At 69.0% G+C, this 26,431-nt stretch carries 22 protein-coding genes and 6 pseudogenes; 5 read left to right on the top strand and 23 right to left on the bottom strand.

Annotation, left to right across the window (positions count from 1 at the left end):
• Positions 1-142: 142 nt before the first annotated feature.
• The 13 genes and pseudogenes from OO62_RS40270 to OO62_RS41000 form a co-directional block, all read right to left on the bottom strand.
• Entirely contained in the window at positions 143-982 is an 840-nt protein-coding gene (locus tag OO62_RS40270) for a Tn3 family transposase (protein ID WP_164993243.1), read from the bottom strand.
• Positions 976-2,163, bottom strand: coding sequence for a hypothetical protein (locus OO62_RS40265; RefSeq protein ID WP_211267958.1), 1,188 nt, complete (start codon positions 2,161-2,163; stop codon positions 976-978). The genes OO62_RS40270 and OO62_RS40265 overlap by 7 nt, the downstream gene beginning before the upstream one ends.
• On the bottom strand, positions 2,160-2,702 hold the full coding sequence (locus OO62_RS40260) for a DUF4158 domain-containing protein (protein ID WP_211267957.1): 543 nt from the start codon (positions 2,700-2,702) through the stop codon (positions 2,160-2,162). The genes OO62_RS40265 and OO62_RS40260 overlap by 4 nt, the downstream gene beginning before the upstream one ends.
• 246 nt (positions 2,703-2,948) lie before the next feature.
• Complete coding sequence (locus OO62_RS39745; RefSeq protein ID WP_129322918.1) at positions 2,949-3,452, bottom strand: hypothetical protein; 504 nt, start codon at positions 3,450-3,452, stop codon at positions 2,949-2,951.
• A gap of 103 nt (positions 3,453-3,555) precedes the next feature.
• Complete coding sequence (gene cas2e, locus OO62_RS38465; protein ID WP_078617441.1) at positions 3,556-3,882, bottom strand: type I-E CRISPR-associated endoribonuclease Cas2e; 327 nt, start codon at positions 3,880-3,882, stop codon at positions 3,556-3,558.
• Between the two features lie 25 nt (positions 3,883-3,907).
• Entirely contained in the window at positions 3,908-4,831 is a 924-nt protein-coding gene (cas1e, locus tag OO62_RS30720; protein ID WP_051733756.1) for a type I-E CRISPR-associated endonuclease Cas1e, read from the bottom strand.
• A gap of 47 nt (positions 4,832-4,878) precedes the next feature.
• On the bottom strand, positions 4,879-5,538 hold the full coding sequence (gene cas6e / locus OO62_RS30715) for a type I-E CRISPR-associated protein Cas6/Cse3/CasE (protein WP_033270922.1): 660 nt from the start codon (positions 5,536-5,538) through the stop codon (positions 4,879-4,881).
• Complete coding sequence (locus OO62_RS39740; RefSeq protein WP_157850175.1) at positions 5,535-5,705, bottom strand: hypothetical protein; 171 nt, start codon at positions 5,703-5,705, stop codon at positions 5,535-5,537. The genes cas6e and OO62_RS39740 overlap by 4 nt, the downstream gene beginning before the upstream one ends.
• A complete protein-coding gene (cas5e, locus tag OO62_RS30710) occupies positions 5,702-6,352 on the bottom strand; it encodes a type I-E CRISPR-associated protein Cas5/CasD (protein ID WP_106974917.1) in 651 nt (216 codons plus the stop codon). Before cas5e ends, OO62_RS39740 begins: the two co-directional genes overlap by 4 nt.
• Entirely contained in the window at positions 6,349-7,518 is a 1,170-nt protein-coding gene (gene cas7e / locus OO62_RS30705) for a type I-E CRISPR-associated protein Cas7/Cse4/CasC (RefSeq protein ID WP_033270921.1), read from the bottom strand. Before cas7e ends, cas5e begins: the two co-directional genes overlap by 4 nt.
• A gap of 43 nt (positions 7,519-7,561) precedes the next feature.
• Entirely contained in the window at positions 7,562-8,362 is an 801-nt protein-coding gene (gene casB, locus OO62_RS30700; protein WP_078617440.1) for a type I-E CRISPR-associated protein Cse2/CasB, read from the bottom strand.
• Positions 8,359-9,903, bottom strand: coding sequence for a type I-E CRISPR-associated protein Cse1/CasA (gene casA / locus OO62_RS30695; RefSeq protein ID WP_051733741.1), 1,545 nt, complete (start codon positions 9,901-9,903; stop codon positions 8,359-8,361). The genes casB and casA overlap by 4 nt, the downstream gene beginning before the upstream one ends.
• Before the next feature lie 170 nt (positions 9,904-10,073).
• A pseudogene (locus OO62_RS41000) lies at positions 10,074-10,662 on the bottom strand (hypothetical protein); the annotation flags it as partial.
• 470 nt (positions 10,663-11,132) lie between these two features.
• Here OO62_RS41000 and OO62_RS40995 point away from each other — a divergent pair.
• From OO62_RS40995 to OO62_RS36665, 3 genes and pseudogenes are all read left to right on the top strand, one after another.
• Entirely contained in the window at positions 11,133-11,522 is a 390-nt protein-coding gene (locus OO62_RS40995; protein WP_241691859.1) for a hypothetical protein, read from the top strand.
• Positions 11,523-11,640: 118 nt separating this feature from the next.
• Positions 11,641-12,639: a GNAT family N-acetyltransferase gene (locus OO62_RS30685; RefSeq protein WP_033270920.1), complete on the top strand. Its 999-nt coding sequence runs from the start codon at positions 11,641-11,643 to the stop codon at positions 12,637-12,639.
• Positions 12,640-12,946: 307 nt separating this feature from the next.
• Positions 12,947-14,174: pseudogene (locus OO62_RS36665) on the top strand (IS30 family transposase).
• Between the two features lie 180 nt (positions 14,175-14,354).
• Here OO62_RS36665 and OO62_RS40990 read toward each other — a convergent pair.
• A pseudogene (locus OO62_RS40990) lies at positions 14,355-14,444 on the bottom strand (3-oxoadipate enol-lactone hydrolase); the annotation flags it as partial.
• A 390-nt stretch (positions 14,445-14,834) separates the two neighbouring features.
• A pseudogene (locus tag OO62_RS30675) lies at positions 14,835-15,290 on the bottom strand (TetR family transcriptional regulator C-terminal domain-containing protein); the annotation flags it as partial.
• Here OO62_RS30675 and OO62_RS38455 point away from each other — a divergent pair.
• Positions 15,287-15,604: pseudogene (locus tag OO62_RS38455) on the top strand (sensor histidine kinase); the annotation flags it as partial. The pseudogenes OO62_RS30675 and OO62_RS38455 overlap by 4 nt on opposite strands.
• Positions 15,605-15,629: 25 nt before the next feature.
• On the opposite strand, the gene OO62_RS30670 reads toward OO62_RS38455, so the two are convergent.
• Positions 15,630-17,522, bottom strand: coding sequence for an NAD-binding protein (locus OO62_RS30670; RefSeq protein WP_033270919.1), 1,893 nt, complete (start codon positions 17,520-17,522; stop codon positions 15,630-15,632).
• Between the two features lie 310 nt (positions 17,523-17,832).
• On the opposite strand from OO62_RS30670, the gene kdpB reads away from it, so the two are divergent.
• Positions 17,833-20,037: a potassium-transporting ATPase subunit KdpB gene (gene kdpB, locus OO62_RS30665; RefSeq protein ID WP_033270918.1), complete on the top strand. Its 2,205-nt coding sequence runs from the start codon at positions 17,833-17,835 to the stop codon at positions 20,035-20,037.
• A gap of 457 nt (positions 20,038-20,494) precedes the next feature.
• Here kdpB and OO62_RS40985 read toward each other — a convergent pair.
• The 7 genes and pseudogenes from OO62_RS40985 to OO62_RS41795 form a co-directional block, all read right to left on the bottom strand.
• Positions 20,495-20,596 (bottom strand): annotated as a pseudogene (locus tag OO62_RS40985) (CU044_2847 family protein); the annotation flags it as partial.
• 277 nt (positions 20,597-20,873) lie between these two features.
• The gene (locus OO62_RS30660) at positions 20,874-22,319 is read right to left on the bottom strand and encodes an oxygenase MpaB family protein (RefSeq protein ID WP_033270917.1); all 1,446 of its coding nucleotides are present in this window, start codon (positions 22,317-22,319) and stop codon (positions 20,874-20,876) included.
• 413 nt (positions 22,320-22,732) lie between these two features.
• Positions 22,733-22,984 carry a hypothetical protein gene (locus tag OO62_RS30655; protein ID WP_129322919.1) on the bottom strand — a complete coding sequence of 84 codons (252 nt, stop codon included), beginning with the start codon at positions 22,982-22,984 and terminating at the stop codon, positions 22,733-22,735.
• 133 nt (positions 22,985-23,117) lie between these two features.
• Positions 23,118-23,291 (bottom strand): LuxR C-terminal-related transcriptional regulator, encoded by a 174-nt coding sequence (locus OO62_RS40980; protein ID WP_241691861.1) that lies wholly within the window; start codon positions 23,289-23,291, stop codon positions 23,118-23,120.
• Positions 23,281-23,910 carry a LuxR family transcriptional regulator gene (locus OO62_RS36660; RefSeq protein WP_228332352.1) on the bottom strand — a complete coding sequence of 210 codons (630 nt, stop codon included), beginning with the start codon at positions 23,908-23,910 and terminating at the stop codon, positions 23,281-23,283. The genes OO62_RS40980 and OO62_RS36660 overlap by 11 nt, the downstream gene beginning before the upstream one ends.
• 14 nt (positions 23,911-23,924) lie before the next feature.
• Entirely contained in the window at positions 23,925-24,677 is a 753-nt protein-coding gene (locus tag OO62_RS41800) for an amidohydrolase (RefSeq protein WP_428835913.1), read from the bottom strand.
• Positions 24,563-25,432, bottom strand: a complete 870-nt coding sequence (locus tag OO62_RS41795; protein WP_428835912.1) for an amidohydrolase — start codon at positions 25,430-25,432, stop codon at positions 24,563-24,565. The genes OO62_RS41800 and OO62_RS41795 overlap by 115 nt, the downstream gene beginning before the upstream one ends.
• Positions 25,433-26,431 lie beyond the last annotated feature (999 nt).

Below are 26,431 nucleotides of genomic sequence, written 5' to 3'. Positions count from 1 at the left end.
GTCGACCTGATGATCAGGGTTCTGGTCGGCCGTCGATGTGCGGCAGTAGCCGAGAAGGATTGTCGGAAACTACCCCAACGACCGTTCGCCGACGTTGATTTCCGACGCGGGTTGCCAACAGTGCCCACCTGCAGGTTCGTGATCACGGGTGTGAGTGTCGGCAGACGGTCGCTTGCCGACACTCACACCCGAGGGGCGCTTGCATCCCGTCATTCATGTGAGGGGGTGGCTCAGCCTGCCTGATCCTCGTCGCTGATCTTTTGACCATCTGGTCGTACTGCTGGGCGATCAGGTCCCAGCGGATCGCCCTGGTGAGGGAGCCGCCGAGCGCCGGCCAGCCGGGCGGGTCGTCGTCGGGCCGGTACAGGCGGATACTGCCGATGTTCTTCAGCCGGGGCAGCAGACGGAAGTTGAGCAGCTCGGTGAACGCGAACCCCACAACCGACGCGCCGTGCGTGTCGACGTAGTTGGACTCGATCTCGGCGTCCGTGCAGTGCCGCAAGAGTCCCTCGATCATCGCCGCGACCTCGGACGACGAACAGGACTTGAGCTGGGAGTAGATGCAGACGTTCTTCCGCTCCACGTGCCAGTAGATCATCACGCCGTTGCCGCCGTAGCGGGCGTGGTACTCGGTCATGAAGTTCGAGGACCAGGACCCGAACTTCTTCGAGTCCGACGCGCACGCCGTCCCCTGCCCCCACCAGGCGGTGTCGCGGGCGGCGAAGGTGGCGTTCACCAGCTTGGTCACGGCGGCCCGGAGGTTGTCGACGGTGATGAAGTGCCGGCGGACGTGCCGCAGCGCGGCCTCGGTCTCGCCGTGCTCGCCGGTGGCCACGATCGCGCGGATGCCCATGTTCGTGCCCAGGGCGAAGAGCGCGAGCAGGAGGCGGCGCTGGAGGGTGGCGCGGTCGATACGCTCGTACGCGGCGACGGAGGCGAACTCATCGGTGAAGCCGGCGGCGAAGTCGGCGTTCTTCAGCACGTCCAGGAGGTCGAGGACGCCCCCCAGCGGCGTACGACCTCGTCCTTGAGCGCCTGGAGGCCGGTGGGCTCGTCCAGCTTCTCCAGCTTCGGCACGGTGATCCACGGCTCGCCGTGCCGGGTGGTGACCTTCACCCCGCCCGCCGAGCCGTCCGCGAGCGCGGCCGACAGCCTGTCCAGGCCGCTGGTCATGCGCTCCTTCAGGTCCGTGATGAACGCCTGCGGGTCCATCGGCTGGCGGATCGCGGCGTAGTGCACGGTGCGGGTGGCCTCGAAGTCGCCGGGCAGGTCGTCCTCCGGGTTGCGCCAGCGCAGGCCGCCCTCGATGTAGATCTCTCGGCGGCGGATCGCCTCCCGCAGCGCGACCAGGACGCACAGCTCGTACGGGATGCGTTCGACCTTGCCCTTGTCGTCGACGACGGCCTCGCGCCAGTCCTTGCGTACGACGCCGTCCATCGGCACCTCGTCGGCGGCGTCGTAGAAGCGGGTCTTGCCGTCGATGTCGGCGTACTTGGCCAGCAGCTTCATCGCGTCCATCACCGGCCGGTAGGCGGTGTTGTTGCACTTGAAGCCCAGCGTGTTCAGCAGCGGCGGCAGCATCTGCCGGTAGTACGAGCTGTACGACGACCGGAGTGTGGTGCGGACCTTGGCCTTGAAGACCTTCTCGTTTGCCTTCGCCTCGGCGACCAGGTCACGCAGCGTCTTCTCCCCGACCACCGGGTACAGAGCCGTACGCACGATCTCGTCCGGCTTGCCGATCGCCGCGTCGGCAAGCTTGAAGAGGATGCCCTCCTTGCCCCGCACCTTCTTCAGCTCCGCCGTCAACTGCCTCTCCACCCGCCGCTCGGCACGAGCGTTGATCTTCTGCACCAGGGCGACCAGCAGATCCACCAGGGCATCGGTGATCTCCGCCTGCCGGGACGAGCACAGCGCCGCAAGTAGCGTGATCCGTACGTCCTCGGCGGTATCCCGGAAGTCCGAGGGGTACATCTTGATCGCCCTCGCCCGCCACGTGGCCAGCAGCTTCTCCGAGCAGTCCGCGAACAACCCGTCAGACAGGCCGAGTTTCCGCACGTCGTTCAGCTTGATGGTCTCCGTCAGCAGGGAGTCCAGACCGACCGCGCCCGGGTCGCGCTTGAGCGCGGCCAGCAGAGCGACGCCGGCCTCGCTGCCCTCTGTCACCAGCGCCAGAAGCCGGGCCCCCCCCCCCCCGCCGCCAAGGCGCTCGATGGTCCGTGCGCAGAACGCCTTCCCGCCCGGGTCTGGGCCGCGGTGACAATGCGGTCGATGCGGCCCGGCGGCTCGATGGTCCTCTCCCGGCACTCCACCAGCAGGGCCTCGCGGAGCCGGTCCTCCACCAGCTCCACCGGGCACACCTCATCGGCGAGCCACGCGATCAGCTCCTCCTCGTCCGCCCGGGTGGCGGGCCGGAACTTCAGAGCCTCGCGGATCTGCTTGCGGTGGTTCTTCGCCGACCGGCTGGTCAGGTCGTACTTCGTGAAGTCGGCGGCCGGCACCTCCACCAGTCCGGCGACGTACTCCACTGCGGCCTGCGGAACCTCTTCCAGCAGATCCGGGAACCGGCCCTCCGACTCGAAGAACTTCAGCATCAGCGAGAAGCCGAGCCGTGTCGATCCGCTCTTGTTCGCTACCAGGTCCCAGTCGCCGTCCACCAGCGTCCAGCTCGCCAACAGCTCCTCCGGCGACCACTCTTGCCGCACACCCGCCCCTTCCCTCGCCTGCCCTGGGCTCCACTCGGACGGCCCAAAGAGGCGCACGAGAGCGAGGGAACGGGTCATCTGACTATCCGAAAGCTACCCACCGGTTACTTTTCCCCTGGGGGCAGAGCTGGGAGCCCTGGGCCCGTACGGACGGGCGACGGCCCCCCGGTCACCGTGAGGCGCTGGCCCGACGCACCCCAGGGCGGCCAGGCCGGGACCGGGTGAAGTGATGGCGTTCCTCGTCGACTATCTGGAGGAGAAATCAACGTCGTAGCCATTTTCCCGCAGGTGTTTCTTGATTTCCTCGCGGTGCTTCTTACTTTTGGTCTCCAGCTGCAACTGGACGTACGCTTCATGGAAGAGCGAACCTGGTGCGTAGCGCCGGGGCGTCATATCAACCAGATTCGCCCCCATTTCGCCCACCTCATTCAGTAGCTTCGCGAGCGAACCTGGCTCATCCATCAGACGGCACCCGAACGTGAGAAATCGGCCGGCTTCGGGCATGCCATGCTGCAACAAATCCTTTAGCAGCAGCGTATCGATGTTGCCGCCAGACAGGACCACCACCACTGGTGGTTCAAACTCATTCGTGTGGTGCTCGGCCTGGTCGAGGGCAATGCCGGTGTACTCGTTGACGGCTACCGGGGCGGCGCCGGGGGAGGTGCTGCGGTCGGCGCCGGTCTTGGCGTCCAGGGCGACGGGGCACGAATGTGCAGGACGTCGGAGTCCCGGCCGGTCATGGCGGCTCACCTCCGCTCCCGCGGAGAGCACGACATGAAGTCGCTCGTGTGGCTCGCCCTGGGCGGCTCACCTCCGCTCCCGCGGAGAGCACCCTTCGCGACCTGCACATTCATCATGGGTTTGCCATTTCGTTATCTGACTTCCCAGGTGCTGGCGGCGAGTTGAACGCGACCAGTGTGAGCCCGTCGAAGTCACACAGATGGCGGCGACGTTGTCCAGAAATCCGCAAGCTGAAGCCTTGTTCGGTGTCGGTCGGATAGACCATCACTGAGATCCCGTCTCCCGTGCAGTCGGCTACGGCTGCCCAGAGTTCGTCTCTGACCTTTGCCGATACGGTTCCGACGTACAGCTCGGGTGTGACTTCCAAAAGCCAGCGTGTCAGTGCGCCCCGCAGGTGATCGGGAACGGCTGTGACGGACAGAGTGATCATCGACGGCACGTGCCACCGCCCTGCTGCGCTGGGCTCATCGAGCGCTGCCTGCGTAGTTGACGCCGCCGGGCACGGCTCCCGACACCGGGTCCCACAGGTCCACCACTTCTTCCTCCGAGTCCTCTTGCTCTTCGTCGATGGAGTCGGGTTCAAGGAGCCGCTGGATGTCGGAGACGATGCGGGGCATCAGCCGGAACAGGCGCAGTCCCTCGCGGAAGTGGCGGCGGGCAGCCTGCTCTGGGTGGGGTGTGTCGTGCAGTGTGAAGGCGAGCGGGAGGGTGAGTTCGGCTTTGTAGAGGTCGGCGATGTCGTAGATGAACGAGTGCTGTTTTCCGCTGTGTACGAACCCGAGACCTGGTGAGCAGCCCATTGAGATGATCGCTGCGTGGACGATGCCGTAAAGGCAGGTGTTGGCGGCGGACAGGGCCAGGTTGACGGGGTCTTGCTGGTCCCAGGCCGAAGGGTCGTAGACGCGTTTGAACCGGCCGATGCGGTGTTGCTGGGCTAAGAGCTTGTACAGGGCTTTCATTCGCTGCCCCTCAAGACCACGCAGGCTGTCCAGCGAGGCTTCGCGGGGCGCGGTGCCGGAGCCAAAGCGGTACTCGTACATTCGCCGGGCCACTCCGAGGCGTTCGCCGTCATTGGCCCAGGCGCGTGCCTGCTTCTCGAGCCAGCGGGTGTTCAGGGAGCCGGGAACGGTGGCGCTGTAGGTGCGGACGCCGCCAGCACCGGTGGTGACGACGGTGGTCCCGTGGCGTGCCAGGGTGGCCATCGCGCGGGCAGTGATGCTGGTGCCGGGGCCGAGTAGCACGCAGCTGAGGGCCGCGGTGGGTAGGTAGACCACTTCGGTTCCGCGCTGTTCGGTGGTGACGACGGCGCAGACACCGGTGTCGTCTTGCTGGACGCGGACGATGTCGAGGTAGAGGAAGGAGAGGGAGTCGGCGGTGCGGGGCAGCATCGCCACGGTGGGGGCGGCGAGTTTGCGGCGGGCTGTGCTGTGGGCGTTCACAGAGCTTGCCGGGCGGGTGCGAGGGTGAGCAGGCCGCAGCCGTATGCCTTGCCGCGTCCGATGCCGTTGAGAATCCGCTGGCGCAGCAGGTCGGCGTCTTTGATGTGTGCGGTGCCGTCGAACCTGGTGCGGGCGTGGGTGATGAGCCGTTTGTCCTGGGCTCGTTCGCCTCGGGCGGTGTCGAGGGGTGTGGAGTGCGCGCTGCTCAGGTGCAGTCCGCTGTTTTCTTCGGCCTGGCGCTGCCACCAATGGTCGGCGTCGGCTCCGGTCAGCGGTATGACGGCGGGTGCGCCGGTGGTGGCGCGGGTGGTGTGGCCGGGTTTGCGCACAGCGCTGGCGGTGATGCGGTACCGCACGCTCAGGCCGGGGCGCAGGGCGTCGAGCATGGGGGTCAGGTCTTTGGTGGCTGCGCTGGCGTAGCCCGCGGGGAGCTTGTCGAGGTCGGGGCGCAGTTGGCTTTGCAGGAGGATGACGGGGTTGGGGCCGGTGTCTTCGGCGCGGAAGAGCGCGCCGGCTTGGAGGCGGGCGTGGGCACCGAGGCCGTCGGGGAAGAGCGTCATGATGCGGTGGTGCATGGCGACGGCACTGGACAGGTCGCGGCGGGCGTCGCGGTGGCGGAGATCAGGCTGGATGCGGGTGAGCCACAGAGCCGTCATCGTGCAGCTCCTTTGCTGCTGAGGGCGTCGAGATAGAGGGCCAGCGCCGTGAGGTAGTCGGTGCCCTGGCCGGCGCATTGGTCGGCGGGCTGGGTGAGGGTGCGCCGGTAGAGGGCACGCGCACGGAAGGCGCGGCCACCGTGCGGGTCGTCGTTGAGTTCGCTCACGGCGACAGCGCCCTGCTGCTGGTCTTGCGGGTGCCCTCCGCGGGCCAGGGGGTGGGCAGTTGGTCGAGTGGATGGTCGGAGTGGTAGTCGATGCGGGCGTCGCCGCGAGATCGTGGCCGGGCCAGAGGCAGCTGCACGAGGTGGTGCAGCGGGTCGGCCAGCAGCCCGAGCAGCAGGGGGCCTTCCGGCGGGCAGGAGCGTCGTCCGAGGTAGGGCGGCCAGTGCGGGGTGCGCAGGGCCTGTTCGCAGGTGCGCAGCGTGTGGGGGTCTCCGGTGAGGCAGACGGTGAAGGCGGCGTCGGCCAGGTAGGAGCGGTGGGAGAGCAGGGTTCCTTGGGAGGGGGGCCGTTTCTTTCCTTCTGCGGTGGTGACGGTCCCTTTCGCGGGCAGTCCGCCGCCGACGGTGTGCAGGTCGCGCAGCAGGACGCCGGGCCGGTCGGTGCGGGTGGTCAGCGACAAGCGGGCCAGGTCTTCGATGCTTTCGTTGCGTGTACGTCCCAGGCAGGCGCCGAGCAGGCCGATGATGCCGGAGCGGGTGGGGTGTGGGGCGGTGTCGCGTTCGTTGTAGTGGCTGCGTGTGCCCCACGACTGCAGGGGCCCGGCCAGGTGCAGCAGGAGGCCGGGCGCCGCGGTGTCGGTCTCGCTCACGCGGTTGCCTCGCTCAGCGCGGCGGTGACGGAGCCGGTGATCAGGTCGTCGAACGAGTCGATCCGGGCCCCGAGTCCTGTGAGGTCCTTGTCCTCCAAGCTGGCCCAGCCGGCGTGGACCAGGCCGCGCTGGCCCAGCAGCCGGCCGGCTGCCTGCGCGTAGTCGGCCAGCGCCCGCCGTGAGGGCTGGGCGAATCCGCCGGCGCGGTCGGCGCCGACGGGCCGTTCGAACGCCGCGGCGTAGGACAAGGGACGGTCGGCGCGGACGCTGATGTGCACCAGGTCCGGGATGGTGTGCGGCGCGGTGGAGGTCTTCTTCGCCTCCGGCAGCGACAGCACGAATGCCTCACCGAATGATGTCGCCAACGAGCGGGCGGCCTCTACGTCGCCGCCGATGTTGCGCATCAGGTCCGCCAGGTCGAGCGTGGCGTAGCGGTAGAACACCCCGGCGCTGAACTCGCTGCTGCCCATGTGGGCGCTGCCGGTGGTGTCGCGCCAGGCGTCGGTGATGTCGTCGACGGCCGCGAAGTAGTCGACTTCCACGTCCGTGCCGTGGGTGGTCAGGGCGTGTGCGAGCTGCACCGCGCCGTCGACGCCTGCGCCATCGACCTCTGCCAGCATCCGCCCGAACAGGTTGATGATCCCGTTGCGGCGGCGCAGCACCGCGTCGATGTCGTCCTGCGCCAGGACGCTCTTGACGCCCTTCTTCATGTCCTTCGCCCCCTCGATGTCGACCCGGTGGGTCTCGGCGAGGTCCGCGAGTTCCGTGACCGCGGAGGCGGGCACGTAGACCATGGCGTTGGTGCTCCAGGCCGGCTCCTCCTCCGAGGGCGGATCGGCCTTGATGCTGCTGCCCGTGGCGATGTGCTGCCCCGCGCGCCGGGCAAGGTCCGCCGGCCAGCCGCGCTCGTCACGCAACGCGGCCTCGACCGCTTCAACGATCCTGCGGGTGCGCAGCGCCTTGTCGCCGATGCTGCGCTGAAAGTACCGGCGCACGGCGCGCTTCCAGCACTGGCTGCTGACCCGAGTACGTTCCCGGTCCCCGTACTGGACCGTTTTGACCGAGTTGGTGTCGTCCCGGTTGAGGTTGGCGTAGGGCACGCTCTGCAGCACATGGAAGTCGATGAACCGGCCGGCGAGGGCGGGCTGCGAAACGATGTTGGACATGTCTGTCTCCTAGCGAGATATCGGTAACGCGAGGCCAGGTGGGTCAGGCAGCAGGGCCGGTGGTCGGGGCTGCGGAGTCGTCGGCGTTGAGGGCTGCGGCGAGGTCGGCTGCTGCGCGGGCGCGGTAGTAGTCCTGCAACCACCAGCGAGCCACCCGCCGGCGCTGCTGCGGCCAGGTGCGCAGGTCGACCAGGAGCCGGGCCCAGTCCGGCATCGCGTTGCGGTCACACAACTGCCGCACCGCAGAGGGAAGATGCCGGTGCAGCCCGGAGGTGCTCTGTTTGCACAGCAGGTTCAGGCGGGTCTCGGCAGCGCTCTCCCGAATGCCTTGCCGGCCGCCGCGGGCCACCGCGGCCGCGTAGGCCAGCCCCAGACTGTCCCCGAACCGCTCGCGACGCTTGTGCTCGGCCTCCGCCCGCCGCACTGCCCGCTGCGAGGGAACCCCGGCCCCGGAATCGGGCTCTGCGCCCGCAGCTGCCGCCACCAGGCGGGCTGCGTCGCCCTCCCCCTGGCCGGACGGCTCGCCGGGACCGAGGGCACCGTGCCGGTGATAGGCAGCGATCAGTGCGGCGACGGTGTAGAAGGCGCGTTGTCCCTCAGGGTCCCGCAGCACACCGCCGGGCAGGAGCGGAGCCACGATGCGGTGCATCCGCGGCACGTCATCCAGCCCCTTGCCGACACCGCTGCGCAGCGCTGCCCGCGCACCGGAGTCCTTGGCCGCGCTGCGGCTGACCGCGGCGACGAATTGCCGGGCCTCCACCAGCCACGAGGAGGCACCGGCAGGGGCCCGCTGCTCGTCGAGTCCAGGCTGCTGCCGTTCACCGGAGGCGGTTGCAGTGGTCATCGGTCATCTCCCACAGACGGGCGCTGGGCGCCGGCGGCTTTCTTCTTCGGACGCCCGCCGTACAGCTCGATGCGCGCGGACTCCCGGGCCCGCGCGCCGCGCGCCGTGCCGGCGGCCGCTTCGGTGATGTGGTCGTAGATGCGCTCCGCCCGGGCACGAAACGCCTGGGCAGCGCCCTCGAAGCGTCCTTCGTCCAGGCGCTTCCAAAACTCCGTCTCCGCCTCGGGCCAGTACCGGGCCGCCGCGGCCGCCGACCATGCGCAGTCCTGGACCTTGGTATTGGCGAACTGGGCCCAGGCATGCTTGGCCGCACGCTCCAAACGCTGCCCGTACCGCTCCCCCGCCAGCCGCAACTGCCCCACCAACCTGGCCTGCTCCTCATCACGCTCCTGCATCAGGTGCAGCACAGGGGGCGTGGTCGACGAGACGACCTGGGTGTCTTTGGCCTGTCCCTCCTGGTCGATGCCCAGGGCCTGAATCCGCAACGTGCCCTCTTCAAACAGGTCGACCGCGGTGGGGAACACGTCCGGCCGGCGGCTGTCCACACCGGGCAGATCGCTCAGCAGCAGCGCGTCCAGGTCCCGCCACAGACCGCGCCGGCAGTCGGCATAGCGGGCATAGCGGTTGCCTGCCTGGCTCGTCTGCCAGATCAAAAAATCGTCGGTGCGCGCGATGCGCTCGCGGTAGGCCCAGGTGATGTACGCATCCACCGCGTGGGCGCCCGCTTCGTCGGGGACCAGCAGCAACGCGTGCTGGTTGTGGCCCACCAGCTTCGACATCGGGCCGGTCACCACCCCCTTGAGGGTCAGGGGATCCGTCGGCTCGTGGCGCTCCCACGGACAAGGGTCGGCCTCCCGGACGTAGCGGCGACCGCGTTCGGGCTCCGGCAGGCCGGCCAGCAACGTCTCGAACAACGTGGCACCCAGCGGGTGGTACGACAGCGCCGTGCGCAGCGGCCCCGCCACGCAATTCGCTTCCTTCGTGTTGCCCACGGTCCGACTCGAGCAGCGGCCGGACGGCCCGTAGTACCGCCACACCAGCAGATGCTCCAGCGCCTGCGCCGAGGCGAGGGCCACCGGGCGGGCATCCGCGGTGTGCTCGAACCACGCGTGGTTCGAGCCCGAGGGCCGGGTCGTGACGAGTTTGTTGATCCCGGCGGTCTTGTCGCACTGCGACGACAGCCGAGGATCCTGCAGGAAGGGGCGCACCGGGTCATAGAGCCGGAAGCGATCGGCGAAGGCGTCGAAGTAGGCATCGACGCACTCGGCGTCGAAGGCGCCCCTGTCGAGGACGGCGAATCGCTCCTCGTGCCAGTCGCCGGCGGCGTCCAGTTCCGTGATCCGGGCCGCCAGGGCGTACAGCACCCGGTACAGCCCCGACAACGCCGGCGGCAGCGACACCGCAAGCGCACTGATCTGATGCGCTCGCAGGAACAATTCGCGCAGCGACACGGCCTCCGGCCGGTCGCCGTCGGGCACCGAATCCGCCCACCGCACGGGGAAGGCCCGCTCCGTGAGCAGATCGTAGAGGTCAGTGGACATGACACCTCTCTGCGAGAGCTTTCAGTAGGCTCGGCGAACAGCTCCCCGCGAGGGCGGGGGTGACCCGCGTGAGGGAGACGCCTTCACACCGGCGCGGTCGGCTTCCCCGCGCTCGCGGGGGTAGTTCCGCCCCAGTGCCGAGGGCGAGCGGGACGACGGTGTCGTCCCAACGTAGGGCCCGTCACGTTCGCCCAGTTCAGGTCCGCGTGGGCCGGCCTCCAGTCCGCGAGAGTGGTGTCGAGGTCGCCGAAGGTCGAAGTGATCTCCCGTGTGACCCGGGCCTGAGTGATGGTGACGGTGTCCGGCGTCGCGATGCGGGTGGTGGTCTGGCCGGCCAGGGCGTCCAGGGACCTGTTCAGCTGCCCCCACCAGGCGCCGGGGAGCTGCGGATCGATGGTGAGGGTTCCCCCGGGCTTTACTGGGGCGCCGGGAAGCAGGGTCGTCTCATCCGCCCGCCACATCGCCTCGCCTGACGCGTCCCGCCACGCGACGCCGGCCAGCCACCGCGGCATAGCTACGACCTCCAGCGCTGCCGCGGCCTCCGTGCCGTTCCACCCCTGGCCGTCGACCCGCGCCAAAGGCCGGCGCTCCAACCGCACCCAGGTCCCGCGGTCCGTGCGCGCACCGACCGAGCGACGCTTGCACCACGCTCCCCCGCTCCAAACGAACGTCCAAAGACCGCTCGACCCGGTCGAGCACCTCGTCGACCGGTTCGGCATGCAGGTCGACAGCAGAAGGGGAAGAAGCCATAGCCACAATGTGCCATGTTGAGGTGCGAAGCGGCCCCAGTTCCCGTGGAGGAGTTCGCTAGCGTGCCCCGCGACAGATAGCGCGTCGAACGCGCTGCTCAAGCCTTGAGGACGTACCCTTCCGCAGTCATCTGGCCTTCCGCCTTCCCTACGCGTGTTCCTTTCGACGTCCTTCCTAATGCGCCGCAGGAACGCGACCTTGCCGTGTCGACCATGGCATCCGGGGGCACACACCACCGCAGCCCCTGAGGGGCGCCCGGTAGCCCGCATGATCTCCTCATGCGGGCTACCTGCGTAAGTGAGAGCCTGGTTGTACTCCGCGATCTCGCAGTCCTCTTGATCGGTGACCAGCTGCAAGTCGAGTCGTCCGGCGGCCTGTTCGGGGCCGTCGAACCAGATCCTGCAGCTCCGCTCCCCGAACGCGCAGGTGCAGGTGCGCATGTCCTCCTTGAGGGCGAGCCCGCACACGGGGTGAGTGAGATGCTCGATGAGCGTGTCGTGGTCCGTCCAGTGCGATTCCGCGAAAGTCAGCCGGAATCCGTAGGTGCTCACGTGCTTGGTGAAGCCAGCCATGTCCAGCCAGTCGGCGCCCGAGCGGAAGATCAGCAGGCGCCGCAGCAGCGCACCCCCGAGCCCCGACGCTTCCTTCCATGCCTCCTCGAACCAACCGTGCTCCAGCGTGAAGGCGTGTTCACCGGGTGTCGGCCCTTGGTGTCGAAAGGGCGGCACTTCGCCAAACTTCAGTGCCGTCTGATGACGGCGCGCTGCGGCGTCCCGCCACGCGGCCTCGGGGATGCCTTCCAGACGAAAGCGGGCCGGGAGAACCTGTTGCGTCAGGAAGCGGGCTTGTCCCAGATGATCAGGACGTAGCCATTGCCACCGGGCTGCCCGTCTGCGCCGACCAGTCCGCCGTGCCCGGCGAGTTCGGTTGTCCGATCGGCACGGCCTACGCTCGCTGACCGCATGTCCAACATCGGGAGGCCTTGGTATGGGCGTGAACAGCGGCAACGGCCATGGATCGCTGGGACGATTGCCCAGCTATCTCTTCCGGCCGTATCGCGGCAACGAAGACCACGGCGCGATGGCCGCTGTGCGGCTGGGCTGTGCAGGGCGGGATGGGATCGACGCTCGCTCGATTGTGGAGGGAGTTCCGACGGCAGCCGAGATCGGCGAAGCCTCCGCCAAGCTGGACGACCCGTCCGAGAACCAGGTCTTGGTGGAGCACAACGGTGACATCGTCGGCTACGTGACGATCAGGTGGTGGCAGGAGCGGGACGGGACATGGCTGTACCTGCACCGTGGCTACCTGCTGCCCGAGCACCGCGGCGCGGGCATCGGCTCAGACATGGTCGACTGGGCCGAGAGCCGTATCCGTCGGCTCGTGCAGCAACATGGAACCGCACGGACGGCCGTGTTCGGCGCGAACGCCATGGTCTCCGAAGAGGATTCAACGGAGCTGCTGCTCGAAATCGGGTACCGGCGTGTCTTCAGCCTGGTAGAGCTGGAACTGGCCGATCTCCGACGGCTACCCGAGCACAACGGTCAGTTGCCGGCCGGCATCAGAGTGGGTGCCGTCGAGCCGACCAGTTACCACGCGGCCTGGAAGACGGTCGTTGATTCGTATGCGAATGTTGCCTTCACCGAGAAGTGGACGTTCGAGAGCTTCCTCGCCACGGCCGACCCGGCCTGCTGGCGAGCCGCTTGGGATGAGGATCGGATGGCGGGCGTCGCCCTGTGCTCCATCCACCGGCATGACCACACCGTGGGCGAAGTCGAAGAATTGAGCGTCCGCGCAGAGTCGAGGCGTCTGGGACTGGGGCGGGCCCTGCTGCTGGACGGATTGCGATCTCTCCGTGAGCACGGCGCGGAGACTGCCCGGTTGTACACCGGGACCGCGAATCCGCACCGCTCCTACGACCTCTACAAGAGCGTCGGGTTCCGGCGCCAGAACGAATACGTCCGCTACCGCAAGCCGATCGACGTCTGATCCCACGGAGACGGATCCGGAGCACCTTGGCGGAATGGATTCCCGAGGATCGAGCCCAGCTTGATCGCCCGGACAGGTCCTAGCCGACCCGCGGCCCCGATGGACCACGCACGCTCGCAGCATTCAAGTCGGCTGCCTGTATGGCCCAAGGACGTGTTCTTCCTCCCGCAGGGAGACTCCCATGGGGAGCCGGAGTACAACAGTGCCCGAGCCTCACACTGCGCCGTCCTAGCTCGCCGCACGCAGAAGCCCCGCCAGGCATCTTCGGTTCTAGTGGTCGTCGCAACACCCCAGCTCAAGGGGTGCGATGGACTTCGAGATCCGTAAGGTCCGTAAGGCTCGGGGCCTCGGAAGCTCCGGGCTGAGCGGGAGGAATACTTCCGGCTCGTGCAGATGGGGCTGACCAACAAAGAGGCAAGCCGACGCGTCGGCGTCCATGACCGGACCCGGCCGCGAATGGCGAAACGGCCGGACCGACCCGAAGCGGCGGCGGGCTCCTGCTCTGGCAGAGCAGGAGCCCGTGCCATCGGCAACGAGGTACCTGCGCGACGACGAGCGCATCCACATAGCCGACCGGCTGCGGGAGAAGGCGTCCGTCCGCACGATCGCCGCCGAGCTGGGCCGCAGCCCGTCCACGATCAGCCGGGACATCCGCCGCAACGGCATGCCTCTGCGCGGTGACCACACCCGATGGGTCTACCGCCCCCACGCCGCTCAGCGCCGGGGCCGACCGGCGCCGGCCCCGGCCCAAGCCTCGGAAGATCGGCCAGAACAACGAGCTGCGGGACTTCATCCAGGCCCACCTGGCGATGCGGTGGAGCCCGGAACAGATCTGTCACGCTCTTCGCAGACGGTTCCCCGGCCGGCCGGAGATGCACGTGGTCCACGAGACGATCTACCAAGCCCTCTACGTGCAGGGCCGCGGGGAACTGCGCCGTGAGCTGGCCAGAGCCCTGCGCACCGGTCGGGCCCGGCGCAAGCCGCACCGCCAGGCAGCATCCCGCCAGCCGCGCTTCTCCCATCCCATGGTCATGATCAGCGACCGGCCCGCCGAAGCGGACGACCGCGCAGTCCCCGGCCACTGGGAAGGCGACCTGATCATCGGCAAGGACGGCGCCTCCGCCATCGGCACCCTGGTCGAGCGGGCCACCCGCTACGTCATGCTCGTCCACCTGCCGGGCGGCCGCGGCGCCGATGACGTCAGCACAGCCCTGCAGACCACCGTCCAGGCCCTGCCGCGGCACCTGACCAAGTCACTGACCTGGGACCAGGGCTCGGAGATGGCCGCGCACCACGCCTTCACCGTCGCCACCGACATCCCGGTCTACTTCTGCGACCCGGCCAGCCCCTGGCAACGCGGCTCGAACGAGAACACCAACGGCCTGCTGCGGCAGTACTTCCCCAAGGGCACCGACCTCTCCGCCCACGGCCCCGAACAGCTGGTCGCCGTCGCCGCTGAACTCAACAGCCGCCCACGCAAAACGCTCGACTGGGAAACCCCAGCCGAGCGCCTGCATAAACTGCTCACGGCCTGATCAACCGACCACGTGTTGCAACGCCCCCTGGAATCCGCCCATTCCGGCGGGGCTTCTCGTCTCACGCTCTCACACGCGTCTCACAGACTGTGTGGACGCCCCCGGACTCAGGGGCTCCGACATGGTCTTGAGGGCCACTCCCTGTTTCGACTGGACGCCCCAAGACACGGGTTACAACCTGTGCCAGGTGGGACCCAGCGCGGCACCGAGGACAAGTACAGGGGCGTCGTCTGGACCATCAATCCGGTGCTGCAGGGTCTTCTCACTCACCCGGCCACGCTACCCACTCCGTGACGCGATCCTGACACCCGGGTAAGGAAGAGCCCTCGGATTGTGGCCTCAGACTGCGTCTTGAGGCGGGGTCTGCGCAGGTCAGAGACTCACCGTGGAGACTTCGTGGACGACCGGGTGACCCGACCCGTCGTAGCTCACCACGACAGCTGGTACAGATGCGGCGCTTTGCTCGTGGTCAGTTCGGTACCGAGGTCTTCCGGCCCGGAGAAATGGGACGTGTGCTCCGCGATCCGCGACGATCGGCGCGCACGGCCCGGCCGTCTGCCGGCAGTGCACCTTCGCTCCATGTACGGCGCGGAAGAATGCACGGTCGGCGGGTCGGGCATCGCCGATACCGAACGCGCCGCGGCGGGCGAGGGGTGCAGCTCAGCTGTGGTGCGACGGCGATCCGGAGGGGTCTGGGGAACCCTTTGCGCCGTGCCAGACCAGCAGTGACTCGACGAAGGTGGTGAGCCGTTCGGCGATGTGGTCCACGCTGCCGTTCTGCGCGCTCACCTGCGCTCCCTCCAGGGCGAAGGTGAGCTCTGCTGCGGCCCCTTCGGGATCGATGAGTTCGGCGGCGGTGCACATGGCGGTGAGACGGCGAAGTTGCCGCGCCTTGTGCGCTTCGATCACCTGGCGCGCGGGACGGGTGCGATCGGGCAGCTCGGCAAGGGAGTTGACGAAGGGACAGCCGCGGTGCGAAAGCGTCGACAGGGTGTCGGCGACGAATGCGGCCACGCCCTTGATCTGCGCCCGGGGGTCGTCCGGCCACCGTTCCTCGACCGCGTCGAACGCCGAGACGTAGTCGGCCGCGACGATACGCAGCCACTGCGCCACCAGTAGACGAGCCCGTACTCGTATCCGCCAGCGCACTCGGCGACCGCGTCGAACTGCGCGTCGCCGACCGCGGCCCCGGCGTCCCCGACGACGCCAAGGACCGCATCTTCGAACCGTTCCAGCGCTACGGCGACGCGCCGCGCGGCGCGGGTGTCGGCCTCGGCCTGGCGGTCGCCCGCGGCTTCGCGGAGGCCATCGGTGGGACCCTCACCGCCGAGGACACGCCCGGCGGCGGTATGACGATGGTCCTCACCGTCCCCACCGCCGCCGGACACCAGCTGGCCAAGCCCGACCTTCCGGCCGCGGTCACTTCGTAATCGCCCCGGGCATCCCCGGGCACGCTCACGTACGCGGGTCCGCCCGATGCGGCTGCACACCGGTCATCAGGAAGTCCAGGCCGCGGCGGGTGGACGCCACCACGACCCGGTCACCGGCGCGCAGGACCCTGCCGTGAGAGGGCCGCCAGTCGAAGCCCGGCCGGTCGAGACGGAGGCCGCCCAGCGTGTCGCCCGAGGCAGGGGAAGGGGGCGCGGCCGCGGACCCGATCGCCAGCACCCGCCATTCGTTCTCGCGGAAGGCCTGGTGGAGGGAGCGGCCCTCCAGCTCAGGGTGCCCGGCGACGTCCACGGTGGTGAAGAGGAGGGAGCCGCGTTCGACGGGCATGACGCCCAGGACATGACGGCCCATCATGGCGGCGGCGAAGGACGGTGCGGCGAGCGCCGAGACGCTGCGGCTGCGGGTGGTGGCGTCGGGGTAGGAGGCGCGCATCGTACGGGAGACGGTGGCGGCGAAGTCGTCGTCGTAGAGCCGCATCACCACCCGCACCTGGGAGTTGCTCTCGCGGGCGGCCATCGCGATGTCGAGGTTCTCGCCGTCGTCGCGAGTGAGGACCAGCAGCGACTTGCTCTGTCTGATCCGGGCACGGTCGAGGACACCGGGCGCACTGGCGTCCTCCAGCAGCAGCGGCACACCCAGCTCGCGAGCGAGAGGGACACCGCGGGCGTGCGGATCGCGTTCTACGACGACCACTTGGTGGTCGGTGGTGCGCAGTTGGGCCAGCACCCGGGTACCGATCTTGCCGAGGCCGACCAGCACGATGTGATCGGCCAGGTCCTCGGCGGGCGGGTGTCCGACAGATGCCTTGCGGAATGCGTCGGTGGCGTTCATCGTCGCGGCGACCACGAGCGGCAGGACGGCCAGACCGACGAAACCGGCGATGAGCTGGAGCACCCGGCGGGCCGGGGACTCGTCGGTCGCCGGGTCGCCCATGGTGAAGATGTCCAGCAGCGGCAGATACAGCGACTTCCACAGCGGCTCGGACTCGGCCAGGGCAGTGGCACCGGCCAGCACCAGCACGATCGCGGCCAGCACCCCGAAGACGGCGATGAGCTCGCGGGAGAGGAACACCTTCCACGGCAGATGCGCCAGCCGGTCCCGCAGCCAAGCTCCGTAACTGCGCCGGCCCCGTGGCGGGGCCTCGGGCGGGTGGTGGTGGGTGACCTCCTCCAGCATCAGCCGGCCGTGGGTGAACTGCCGGTGGTAGGCGGTGAAGGTGTCGGGCAGCAGCTGGGTGCCCTCCTCCCCCGGCGTCTCGGGGCTGTCCTCGCTGGCCGGGTCGTCCTGATGGGCGCCGGACAGTACGGCCAGCGTGGCCAGGTCGGCCGACCGGAGCGGGGTGCGTGCGGGGCGTACGACGCCGCGGAAGACCTGGCCCTCGACCTGGAGGGTGTGTCCCTGACCGACCGCCGCGGCGGACACCAGCTCCGGGACCGCGGTGTCTGTGTCGGACAGCACCGTGGTGGACATGTCCAGCGACGTGCCGTCGGTCCGGCCGAGCGCCAACACAGCGCGGTCCAGCAATCGTTCGAGATGGCTGCCGCGCTCTCGGTTGTACATGCGGATGACCAGGCGGATGGTCGGGTTGAGAGTGCGGGCGAGCAGTGCGGCGGTCACGTTGACCTGGTCGTCACGGTAGGTCAGGGCGAGCGCGGCGGCCCACTCCACCCCGGCGGCGCGCAGCGTCTGTTCGTCCGGGTGGGTGGCCACCAGCAGTTCGACCGGTGACTGCGGATCACGGTGCAGGGCGGCGATCTCCGGCGCGTGGCCGTCGCGCCCCGAGGGCAGCACCACGGTGACCGCCTCACCGCAGACAGCGTCCAGCGTCACCGCCAGACGGTGCGCGAGTCCGTCGTTTCCGCAGATCACCATGTGCTGCGAGCGCTGCCCGAATGGCATACGCAGATGGAGAGTTGACGTCACGTCGACAAGATTGCCGGGGCGGGGCGAGCGGTTCCGGTGCGCACAACAGTTCGCCGTCAAGATTGCGTATGGCCTGATGGGCCCGATCGTGTCAGACCGTAAGAGAGCCGCAAATTCCGTACGTGCCATGACGTGCGCCGCCCGGTGGCGCCATAGGTTCGATCACGGCCGGCGGATGCCGAGGCGACGGCGCTCCGCCCACCGGCCGGCCCGACCTCGGCCACCGTCTCTCAGACCACCCGGCCGCCCGCGCACGCAGGAGGCCGCACTCCCAGAAGGTCCCCGTATGGCTCCCGCCCCCTCCCCCGCCCCGACGACTTCGCCGAGCGGCTCAATCACCGTCTCCCCCCAGGGCACCCCCACGCCAAGAGGCCGACGGCGGCGACGGACGCCGAGCGGACTCTTCGACCCCAAGGCACTGCTGACAGCCCTTCCCGAAGCGCTGCGCAAGCTGCATCCGCGGGCCCTGGCCACCAACCCCGTGCTGTTCGTCGTGGCCTGCGGTTCGCTCCTCACCACCCTCTCCGCACTCCTCAACCCGTCCGTCTTCACCTGGGTGATCAGCGGCTGGCTCTGGCTGACCGTCGTCTTCACCAACCTCGCAGAGGCGGTAGCCGAGGGCCGCGGCAGAGCGCAGGCCGCATCGCTGCGCAAGGCGCGTACGGACATCACCGCCCGGCGACTGCGCAACAACTGGCGGGTCGGCATCGACCTCCGGGGAGCCGAGACCGAGACCGTCGCCGCCGCCGATCTGCAGCCGTTCGACTTCGTCCTGGTCGAGGCGGGCGAGACCATCCCGGCCGACGGTGATGTCGTCGACGGCGCCGCCGCGGTCGACGAGTCGGCGGTCACCGGCGAATCCGCGCCCGTCATCCGCGAGTCGGGCGGCGACCGCTCCGGGGTCACCGGCGGCACCACCGTGCTGTCCGACCGCATCGTCGTGCGCATCACCTCCCGCCCCGGCAACTCCTTCCTGGACCGCATGATCGCCCTGGTCGAGGGCGCGACCCGGCAGCGGACACCCAACGAGATCGCGCTGCACATCCTGCTCGCCGCGCTCACCATCGTCTTCATCCTCGTCGTCGTCACCGTGCAGCCGATGGCTGCCTACGCCGGCGCGGCGCAACAGACGGCCGTGCTCGTCGCCCTTCTCGTCACCCTCATCCCCACGACGATCGGCGCGCTGCTCTCCGCGATCGGCATCGCCGGCATGGACCGCCTCGTCCAGCGCAACGTCCTGGCCATGTCGGGACGTGCGGTCGAGGCGGCCGGCGACATCAACACCTTGCTGCTCGACAAGACCGGCACCATCACCCTCGGCAATCGCGAGGCGGCCGCCTTCATCCCGCTCCCGGGCCTCGACGAACTCCAGCTCGCGGACGCCGCCCAGCTCTCCTCCCTCGCCGACGAGACGCCCGAGGGCCGCTCCATCGTCGTCCTCGCCAAGAACAAGTACGGGCTGCGGGCACCTGCCGAAGGCGAGCTCCAGCACGCCGAGTACGTCGCCTTCAGCGCACAGACCCGGATGAGCGGCGTCACCCTGCGCTGGACAGGGGGGCACCTCCCACGCCCTTCAGGCGGTGGGGGAGGTTCGGGGTGCGCGCTCCGCAAGGGCGCGGCTGCCCAGGTCATCGATTGGGTGGTGAGGCACGGCGGCCAAGTACCCGCCGAGGCCCTCATGTTCACCGACGCCATCGCCGCGTCCGGCGGCACCCCGCTGCTGGTGGCGGTGCACGACCATTACGGGCCGCGGGTTCTGGGCGTCATCCACCTCAAAGACATCGTCAAGGACGGCATCCGCGAACGCTTCGCCGAACTGCGCCGCATGGGCATCCGTACGGTCATGATCACCGGCGACAACCCCCTCACGGCCAAGGCCATCGCCCAGGAAGCGGGCATCGACGATTACCTGGCCGAGGCCACGCCCGAGGACAAACTCGCCCTGATCGCCCGGGAACAGGAGGGCGGCAAGCTGGTCGCGATGACCGGCGACGGCACCAACGACGCCCCGGCACTGGCCCAGGCGGGCGTCGGCGTGGCGATGAACACCGGTACGTCGGCCGCCAAAGAGGCCGGCAACATGGTCGACCTCGACTCCAATCCCACCAAACTCATCGAGATCGTCGAGATCGGCAAGCAACTCCTCATCACCCGCGGCGCGTTGACCACCTTCTCGATCACCAACGACGTCGCCAAGTACTTCGCGATCATCCCGGCCATGTTCGCCGGCGTCTATCCGGGCCTGGCGGACCTGAACATCATGGGCCTGCACAGCCCGACCTCCGCCATCACCTCCGCGATCATCTTCAACGCGCTCATCATCATCGCCCTGATCCCGCTCGCCCTGCGCGGCGTGCGCTACACCCCCGCCTCCGCCCACGACCTGCTGCGCCGCAACCTCACCCGCTACGGACTCGGCGGCCTCATCGCCCCGTTCCTCGGCATCAAACTCATCGACCTGCTCATCGCCCAGATCCCCGGACTCGGCTGAGCGTCGCCGCAGCTGCACGGGATGCGCGCCAATTGAGGACCCACCCGGCGCGCCGCTGAAGCCGAGTTCGGCGTGCCGGCGCACCACATCGTCATCAGCCCGGGAGGGTTCGCAACAGGCGGGGGTCCATCCGCCGCCTGCCGTCCGGGCTGAGTCGTTATCAGACCTGGAGGCTCGCAACGTCTTCTCGCCGCCGGCGGAGACCCCGCTGTACACGACGCCATGAGCCCGGGGGCGCAAACACGCCGCAGCGGCCACGCACACGGCCGGCACCAGGCCGTCATCAGCTTTGGAGAGCCTGCAGTCGTTCTCCAGCGGCAAGATGGCCACCCCGTGAACAGATCGTCGCTACTTCCAGGGTGCCGACTTATCGCCCTGGTCTTTCTGGCCCCGGAGTCGGATGTGACATCCCGCTGAACACCCCGAATTCAGTCGAATGCGGGGTGTTCAGCGGCCTTCACGCCCCCGGCTTCCAGGCGGCGGTAACTGTCAGATGCGCCTGCCCGCTGCCGTTCACAATCCCCAGCTTCAGGTCCTGTCCGAGTTGCACGCCGAACGTAAGCCGACTCGCAGCGGATCGTGGTGTGGGGCCAAGGTGGCGGTCTCTACCGCTCGTACTCCGCCCGGGATCTGAGCGACAGTGTGCCGCTTGCGGCGACACTGTCCACCTTCTTCGCTCCGGGTACGGCGTCGTCGAGCTCGGCCGCGCCCCCGGCCGAATGATCAAAATAACGACGCACTCTTCCCGCCGTCACACGCTTCAGGCCCCTGCGGGAATTGCCACCGCGCTGCCAAGGCTCTCAGTGGCTGCCCCGGGACGTCGCCCGCTTCGGCCGCTATGGGCGTCCGAGGAGTTGGCTGCCGGCCGTGTTGTCGGTACGGGCGGTGAAGTAGTCGGTGAATGCCTGGACGAATTCGTCTTCGGTGATGCTGCCGTCTCCATCGTGGTCGAGCTGGCGGAAGCCGTGGTTGAGTTCGGCGGGGTGGACCCGGGAGCCGCCGAAGATCGTGCGGTACGCATCGGCGCACAGGCGTCCGCTGCCGTCGGTATCCGCAGCGTGGAAGATCGCCCGCACCGCGACATGCAACCCCTGCTCGAGATAGCCCGGCCCGGCGTCGATCCCGGTGAGCATGGCGGTGACGAACTCCTCGCAGGTCACCTGTCCGTCATCGTCAGCGTCCATGCCGGCCCGCAGGTGCTGCCACCAGGTCTCGAAGGCGGCATAGACGCGGGCTTCGCGCTCAGGGGTGAGTTCGAGCGGCCAGCACACGTTGTGCGCCATGGCCTGCAGATCGGCCGAGCCGATGCGGCCGTCGCCGGTCTGGTCGAGAACCTGACGGAAGAAGGTCCGCAGACGCGCCGGGCGGGAATCGGCACCCTTACGACGGCGTGGTGCGGGAAGCCGGACACCTCTTGCCTCCGGCGGAGCAGAACGGTCGGTGGGGGCCGTGGAAGGCTGTGAGGTCGAGGAGTTGCCCACCAGTGGGGTGCGGTAGCGACGGTGCTCGGGCAGCGCATTCATCAGCACGCGCATGCCACGGTGCAGGATGAAGGACAGCAGGGCCGCGCGGCGGGTGCGGGGCAGGTTGAAGCGCTCGCGGAAGGCTTCCGGCAGGTCCGCGATGGTCAGCGCACCGATCACATGGGCGGCCACCGTGCGCACAAGCGGCCAGACCGGCTTCAGGTGGCCCAAGCGGCGGGGTGCGGGTGCTTCACGGAGCATGTCGAAGAGCAGGTAGCGCACGGATTCGCTGTATTCGAGGCGCTCGCGAATCGTGCGGTCCACATACGCGGGCACGTCCGCGGCCGTGGCCGGTAGCAGGGCATCGGAGAAGCCGAACTCGGCACACACCGCACGGAATTCCCCGTACATCTGATCCAGTTCAGGCGGCGCCAGCGGGCGTCCGGACAGTTCCCGCATCGCCGTCATGCACTCGTACAAGGTGACCAGTACCCACACCCGCACCGCCGGGTCCAACGCCGTGAACGGCCTGCCCTGCTCGTCGGTCCCGGCCAGACGGCGGTGCGTGCGCTCCAGACGGGCCACCTCGCGGCGTAGCCCTTCACGGTCGGAGAAGAACAGCCGCTTCCCGCTGTCCATGGTGTGCTCGATACGCCGCCACGGGTGCGCGCGGTAGGTGGAGAAGTTGGCCATGCCGGCGGCGACCGCCGGATCCGCGGTCTGCAGAACCAGCAGCCGCCACGCCACCAACCCGATCCGCCACTCCCCCAGCGTGCGGCGCAGCAGCGAATCAGGACCGGGAAGATCAGCCGTAGCCAAGGGGACCTCTCCTCAAGCACGTGTACACGAATGAGCAAGGGACGCCCGAAGAGTGATCATCCGGCTATCCGCCCAGCCCAACGGTCCTGTCGGAAACCGGGAGCGGCCAGGTTCCCGAATTCACCCGTCCGAGACACGCCACAGGGCCACGGAAGCGGGCGATTCGGACGCAGGACCCCTACCGGGCGCCTCTACCTGAGCACCACATTCCGAGCAGAGCGGATTCCCTGGCCGCGGCGCGTTCCTTCCCTCGGCGCCGGAAGGCACAGGTGTATCGGTGAATCGCTCGCGCGCGGAAATGAGCACGGTGGCCGCGGCCCTGGCGCGCCGGTGACGTCTGGAGCCGCTCCCAACGGCGCAGGTACCGGGAGTCATGACGTCTACCGACCGCCCCGCCAACCTCCTGATGGGAGTCACTCCTCGTGAAGTGGGGCCGGGGCGACGAAAGTGCGGGGCGCTTGTCGATGCGTCTGCGGTGGTGAACCGAGAGATGTCGTCGCCGGTTCGGCGGCGGCAACGCTGAGGATGTGCGCGCTGCCCAGCAGCGCGTCGGCGATGCGGACGGCGTCGAGCAGCGGGCTCTCGGCGCGGTCAACGGTCGGGAATTGGTGACTGAGCATGTGAATGCGCGAGTTGAGCACGGCGGGGAGCGCGTTCGGCAGCATCAGAGCGTCCAGCCCGCAGGCGTGGCAACACACTGGCCCTGCCTCATTCCTCTGTTGTCGCCCCAGCAGGTGTGACGGAGTGTCCCGCCAGGGCACGCCCGCGGTCCGAGCGCTGTACGTCGTTGGGCTCGCATCAGCGGGCGAGTTCGATTCCCCAGGCGGCGGCTCGGGCGGCGGCGGCCGCGCGGTTGGGGAGGTCGAGCTTGGCGAGGATGTGCTCGATGTGGGTCCCTACGGTGCGCGGCGTCATGTACAGCCGCTCGGCGACCTCCCGGTTGGTGCGTCCGGTGGTCAGTTCAGCCAGCACCTGGAGCTCCCGCGGCGAGAGCCCGCCGGGCCGCCGCGCGTCCACGGCGGGGTCGGCCGTGGCGATCTCCTCGGACGGCGGGGCCCGAGCGGGGATCGACGGCCGCGGCGAGGGCCTCGGTGAGCAGGGTGACCACGGCGCGCACCGCATCGGGCGTGCGCCGCGGCCGGCGGGTGCTTACGTTCAGCATGCCGACGTACCGGCCGTCGGTGGTGAACAGGCACTGCGCCACGCCGCCCTCGATGCGGAGGGGACGCAGCACTTCCTGGAAGCCCGGGGATTTGGCCAGGAGCTGCCGGGGGACGTCACTGAGCCAGAGACCACCTCGGGCCGGGCTGCGGAGCACGGGGAAGACCGGGTCGTGGTCGAGGTGGGTCTCGATGTAGGCCGTGGCGTCGTCCGGGTAGCTTCCGGCCAGGGTGGTGTGGCGCCGGCGCAGCGGGTCCCACCGGGTCAGGGAGGCGTGGTCGTACTCCATCACCTCCGACAGCGCCGCCAGGACCGTGCCGACGCCGGTCGCGCCGCTCGTGGCGCTCCTGGCGGCCTCCCGGACCTGGACGGCCGCGTCCAGGATGTCCGCCGTGTGCTCCGCTGCGCTGCCATCCCCAAGGATGATCACGCGCCCGGAATACGTCAATCGCGGAGGGTGTCGTGCACGACCTGCCCGTCCATGACGGTCAGGACGACGGGCAGGTCCGGGATGTCGTGGGGGTCGGCGGCGAGCAGATCCCCGTCGAGCACACAGAGGTCGGCGACCTTGCCCGGCTCCAGGGAGCCCTTCCAGTCGTCGGCGAAGTCCTGCCAGGCCGCGTCGATCGTGTACGTACGGATCGCCTCGGCCAGGCCGATGCGCTGCTCGGGGCCGCTGACCCGGCCGGCGGCCTTGGACTCGCGCAGCACCATGGTGGCGACGCCCTGGCGCCAGTCCGGGTACGTGACGGGGGCGTCGGACCCGCTCGCGACCCGCACGCCGGCGTCGATGGCATCGCGGTAGGGCCATGCGTACGCGGCACGTTCGACGCCGACGAACTCCTCCTCCATGTCGGCGACGGTCCACTTGATGGTGGGGTTCATGTTGACGCCGAAGCCGTGCGCGGCCAGCACCTTCATGCTGTGCGGGGTGAGGAAGTCGCCGTGGATGAGGTAGTGGCGGGCGTCGGGACGCGGGCGCTCGTCCACGGCCGCGGCGAAGGAGTCCGCGACGGCGTCGCAGGCCCGGTCGCCGGTGACGTGGACGCCCAACTGGTGCCCGGCGGCGTGGGCATGCCGGATCATGGCGTCGATCTCGGCGATCCGCTCGGCGTCGGTCCCGCCGCCGACGCACAGGGAACCGCAGCCGCCGCCGAGGTACGGCTCGTGCATCCAGGCCGTCTTGTTGGGGACGATGCCGTCGGCGAAGATCTTGACTCCGTGGATCGCGAGGCGGCGCGGATCGGCGTCGCCGGACTCACCGGAGTCCGGGCGAGGGTGGCGAGGGTCGACCGGATGGCGTCGGTCCGCTCCTGCCGGCTGAGCGGCGGCAGGGCATTCTGGACGAGGGCCTGGGCCCCCTCGTGGAGCAGCCCGGTGGGCTCCCCGGCGTCGTCCACGACGATGGCCCCGCCGGGCGGCGCGACGGTGTGCCGGTCGATCCCGATGAGTTCCAGTGCCTTGGAGTTGACCCAGGTGGCGTGCCCGGAAAAGGAATACAGGACGACGGGGTGGTCCGGGTTCACGGCGTCGAGGTCGCGCCGGGAGGGCTGCCACGAAGGATCGGTGACGCACTCGTCGAGGAATCCGGGGTCCCAGCCGTGCCCCGTGATCCACTGCCCGCCCGGTACCCGAGCGATGGCCTCACATACCGCCTCGGCCACGTCCGCGAGGGAGGACACGGCGGGATGTCCGAGGTCGAGGGAGAGCGGCGGCGTCGCCATGCCGAAGGCACATCCGTGCAGGTGGGAATCGTTGATGCCGGGAAGCAGCGTCGCTCCCCGCAGGTCGACGAGGCGGGTGTCGGGTCCGACGAACGGCGTGACGTCGTCCCGCCCGCCGACGGCGCTGATGACCCCGCCGGTCACCGCCAGGGCCGAGGCGACGGAGAACTGCGCATCGACCGTGACCACCCGCCCGCCGAGAAACACCAGGTCCGCATACCTGTCCACGGAAGTTCCTTTCGAAAATCGGGTGCACCGCGGCCACCCTCGAACGATCTCCCGAGAACTATGGCCACGCCCCCACCGCCCGCACATCGGTCATCCATCCGATACGCGCTCCCGCAGTGCAGCTGACCGCCAGCCGGCATCTCGGCGCAAGCCGCCCAAGCAGCCGGGTAACTCGCCTCACCGCGCTCGTGCGGAACGCGCGGCTCGACCCGGTCGACGGTGCAACTGCCCACAAAGAGGGGCGGCGCCCAAGGCGTGCGGTCGGCGGAGGCCATTGCCGGTTGTCGTCAGGGTCAGGCGGCGGGCACTGTCTGCGTTTCGGGGAAAGTCGCTCGCAAAACAGCGATCCCGGCTGCCTCGGATATACGAGGCAGCCGGGATCAATCAGCCCGCCGAGCCACAGACCACGTGCCCGGTAGGCACGACCAGCCTCTTCAGTTCGCCTTCAGTGCACTGGTCGCACGGATGGACAAGGAGCCTCCGCGGCATTCGCCAGCGACAGATGGCTGTGCCCGCTTCGCACGGGCGACTCGCTCCAGCTGACTACAGCCCAGCGGGCTTGGAGGACTGGCACCCGGGATCCGTGGAGTCTGTGCTGCATTTGGTGATACGGCATCAGCCCCCTCCCCCGGCTCTTGGGAGTGCAGGACGCGGTCGATGGCTTCCTTCGCCAGATCCGCTGCGGCCTGGGAGGTTCTGGAGCAGGAGCGGGCGTAGGCCAGTACGGCGGCGTAGTGCCGGCGGTGAAACTCGTCGAGGGCTTCCTCGCCGGTCTCCGCTGCGCCGTCCGGAGCCGGCGCGCCATACGGATCAGCCGTCGCCCGGCTTCCGGCCCGGGCTGCGGCACGGATGCGCTGGGCCAGCTCGGTGTCGGAAGGTGTTGTCCCACCGAGGGTGTCGAATTGCTCATGCATGATTGGGCTACTGACCCTTCAATGTCCTGACGGTTAGTGAAAATAGCGCAGGTCGTGGACAGATGTGATGGCTGGCCGTGTGTGA

It is taken from the genome of Streptomyces lydicus (genome assembly GCF_000717345.1).
GTDB classification, from domain to species: Bacteria; Actinomycetota; Actinomycetes; order Streptomycetales; family Streptomycetaceae; genus Streptomyces; species Streptomyces lydicus.
This window is presented reverse-complemented; position numbering and strand designations above follow the sequence as displayed.

Coding starts and splice junctions, on each gene's coding strand:
- cas1e (WP_051733756.1), bottom strand. CDS start 4,831: ATGCTGCCCCGCACCGCCGACTCCCTCTCCTTCCTCTACCTCGACATC.
- cas6e (WP_033270922.1), bottom strand. CDS start 5,538: ATGACGGCTCTGTGGCTCACCCGCATCCAGCCTGATCTCCGCCACCGC.
- cas7e (WP_033270921.1), bottom strand. CDS start 7,518: ATGTCCAACATCGTTTCGCAGCCCGCCCTCGCCGGCCGGTTCATCGAC.
- casB (WP_078617440.1), bottom strand. CDS start 8,362: ATGACCACTGCAACCGCCTCCGGTGAACGGCAGCAGCCTGGACTCGAC.
- casA (WP_051733741.1), bottom strand. CDS start 9,903: ATGTCCACTGACCTCTACGATCTGCTCACGGAGCGGGCCTTCCCCGTG.
- OO62_RS40995 (WP_241691859.1), top strand. CDS start 11,133: ATGCTCGATGAGCGTGTCGTGGTCCGTCCAGTGCGATTCCGCGAAAGT.
- OO62_RS30685 (WP_033270920.1), top strand. CDS start 11,641: ATGGGCGTGAACAGCGGCAACGGCCATGGATCGCTGGGACGATTGCCC.
- OO62_RS30670 (WP_033270919.1), bottom strand. CDS start 17,522: ATGCCATTCGGGCAGCGCTCGCAGCACATGGTGATCTGCGGAAACGAC.
- kdpB (WP_033270918.1), top strand. CDS start 17,833: ATGGCTCCCGCCCCCTCCCCCGCCCCGACGACTTCGCCGAGCGGCTCA.
- OO62_RS30655 (WP_129322919.1), bottom strand. CDS start 22,984: ATGCTGCCGAACGCGCTCCCCGCCGTGCTCAACTCGCGCATTCACATG.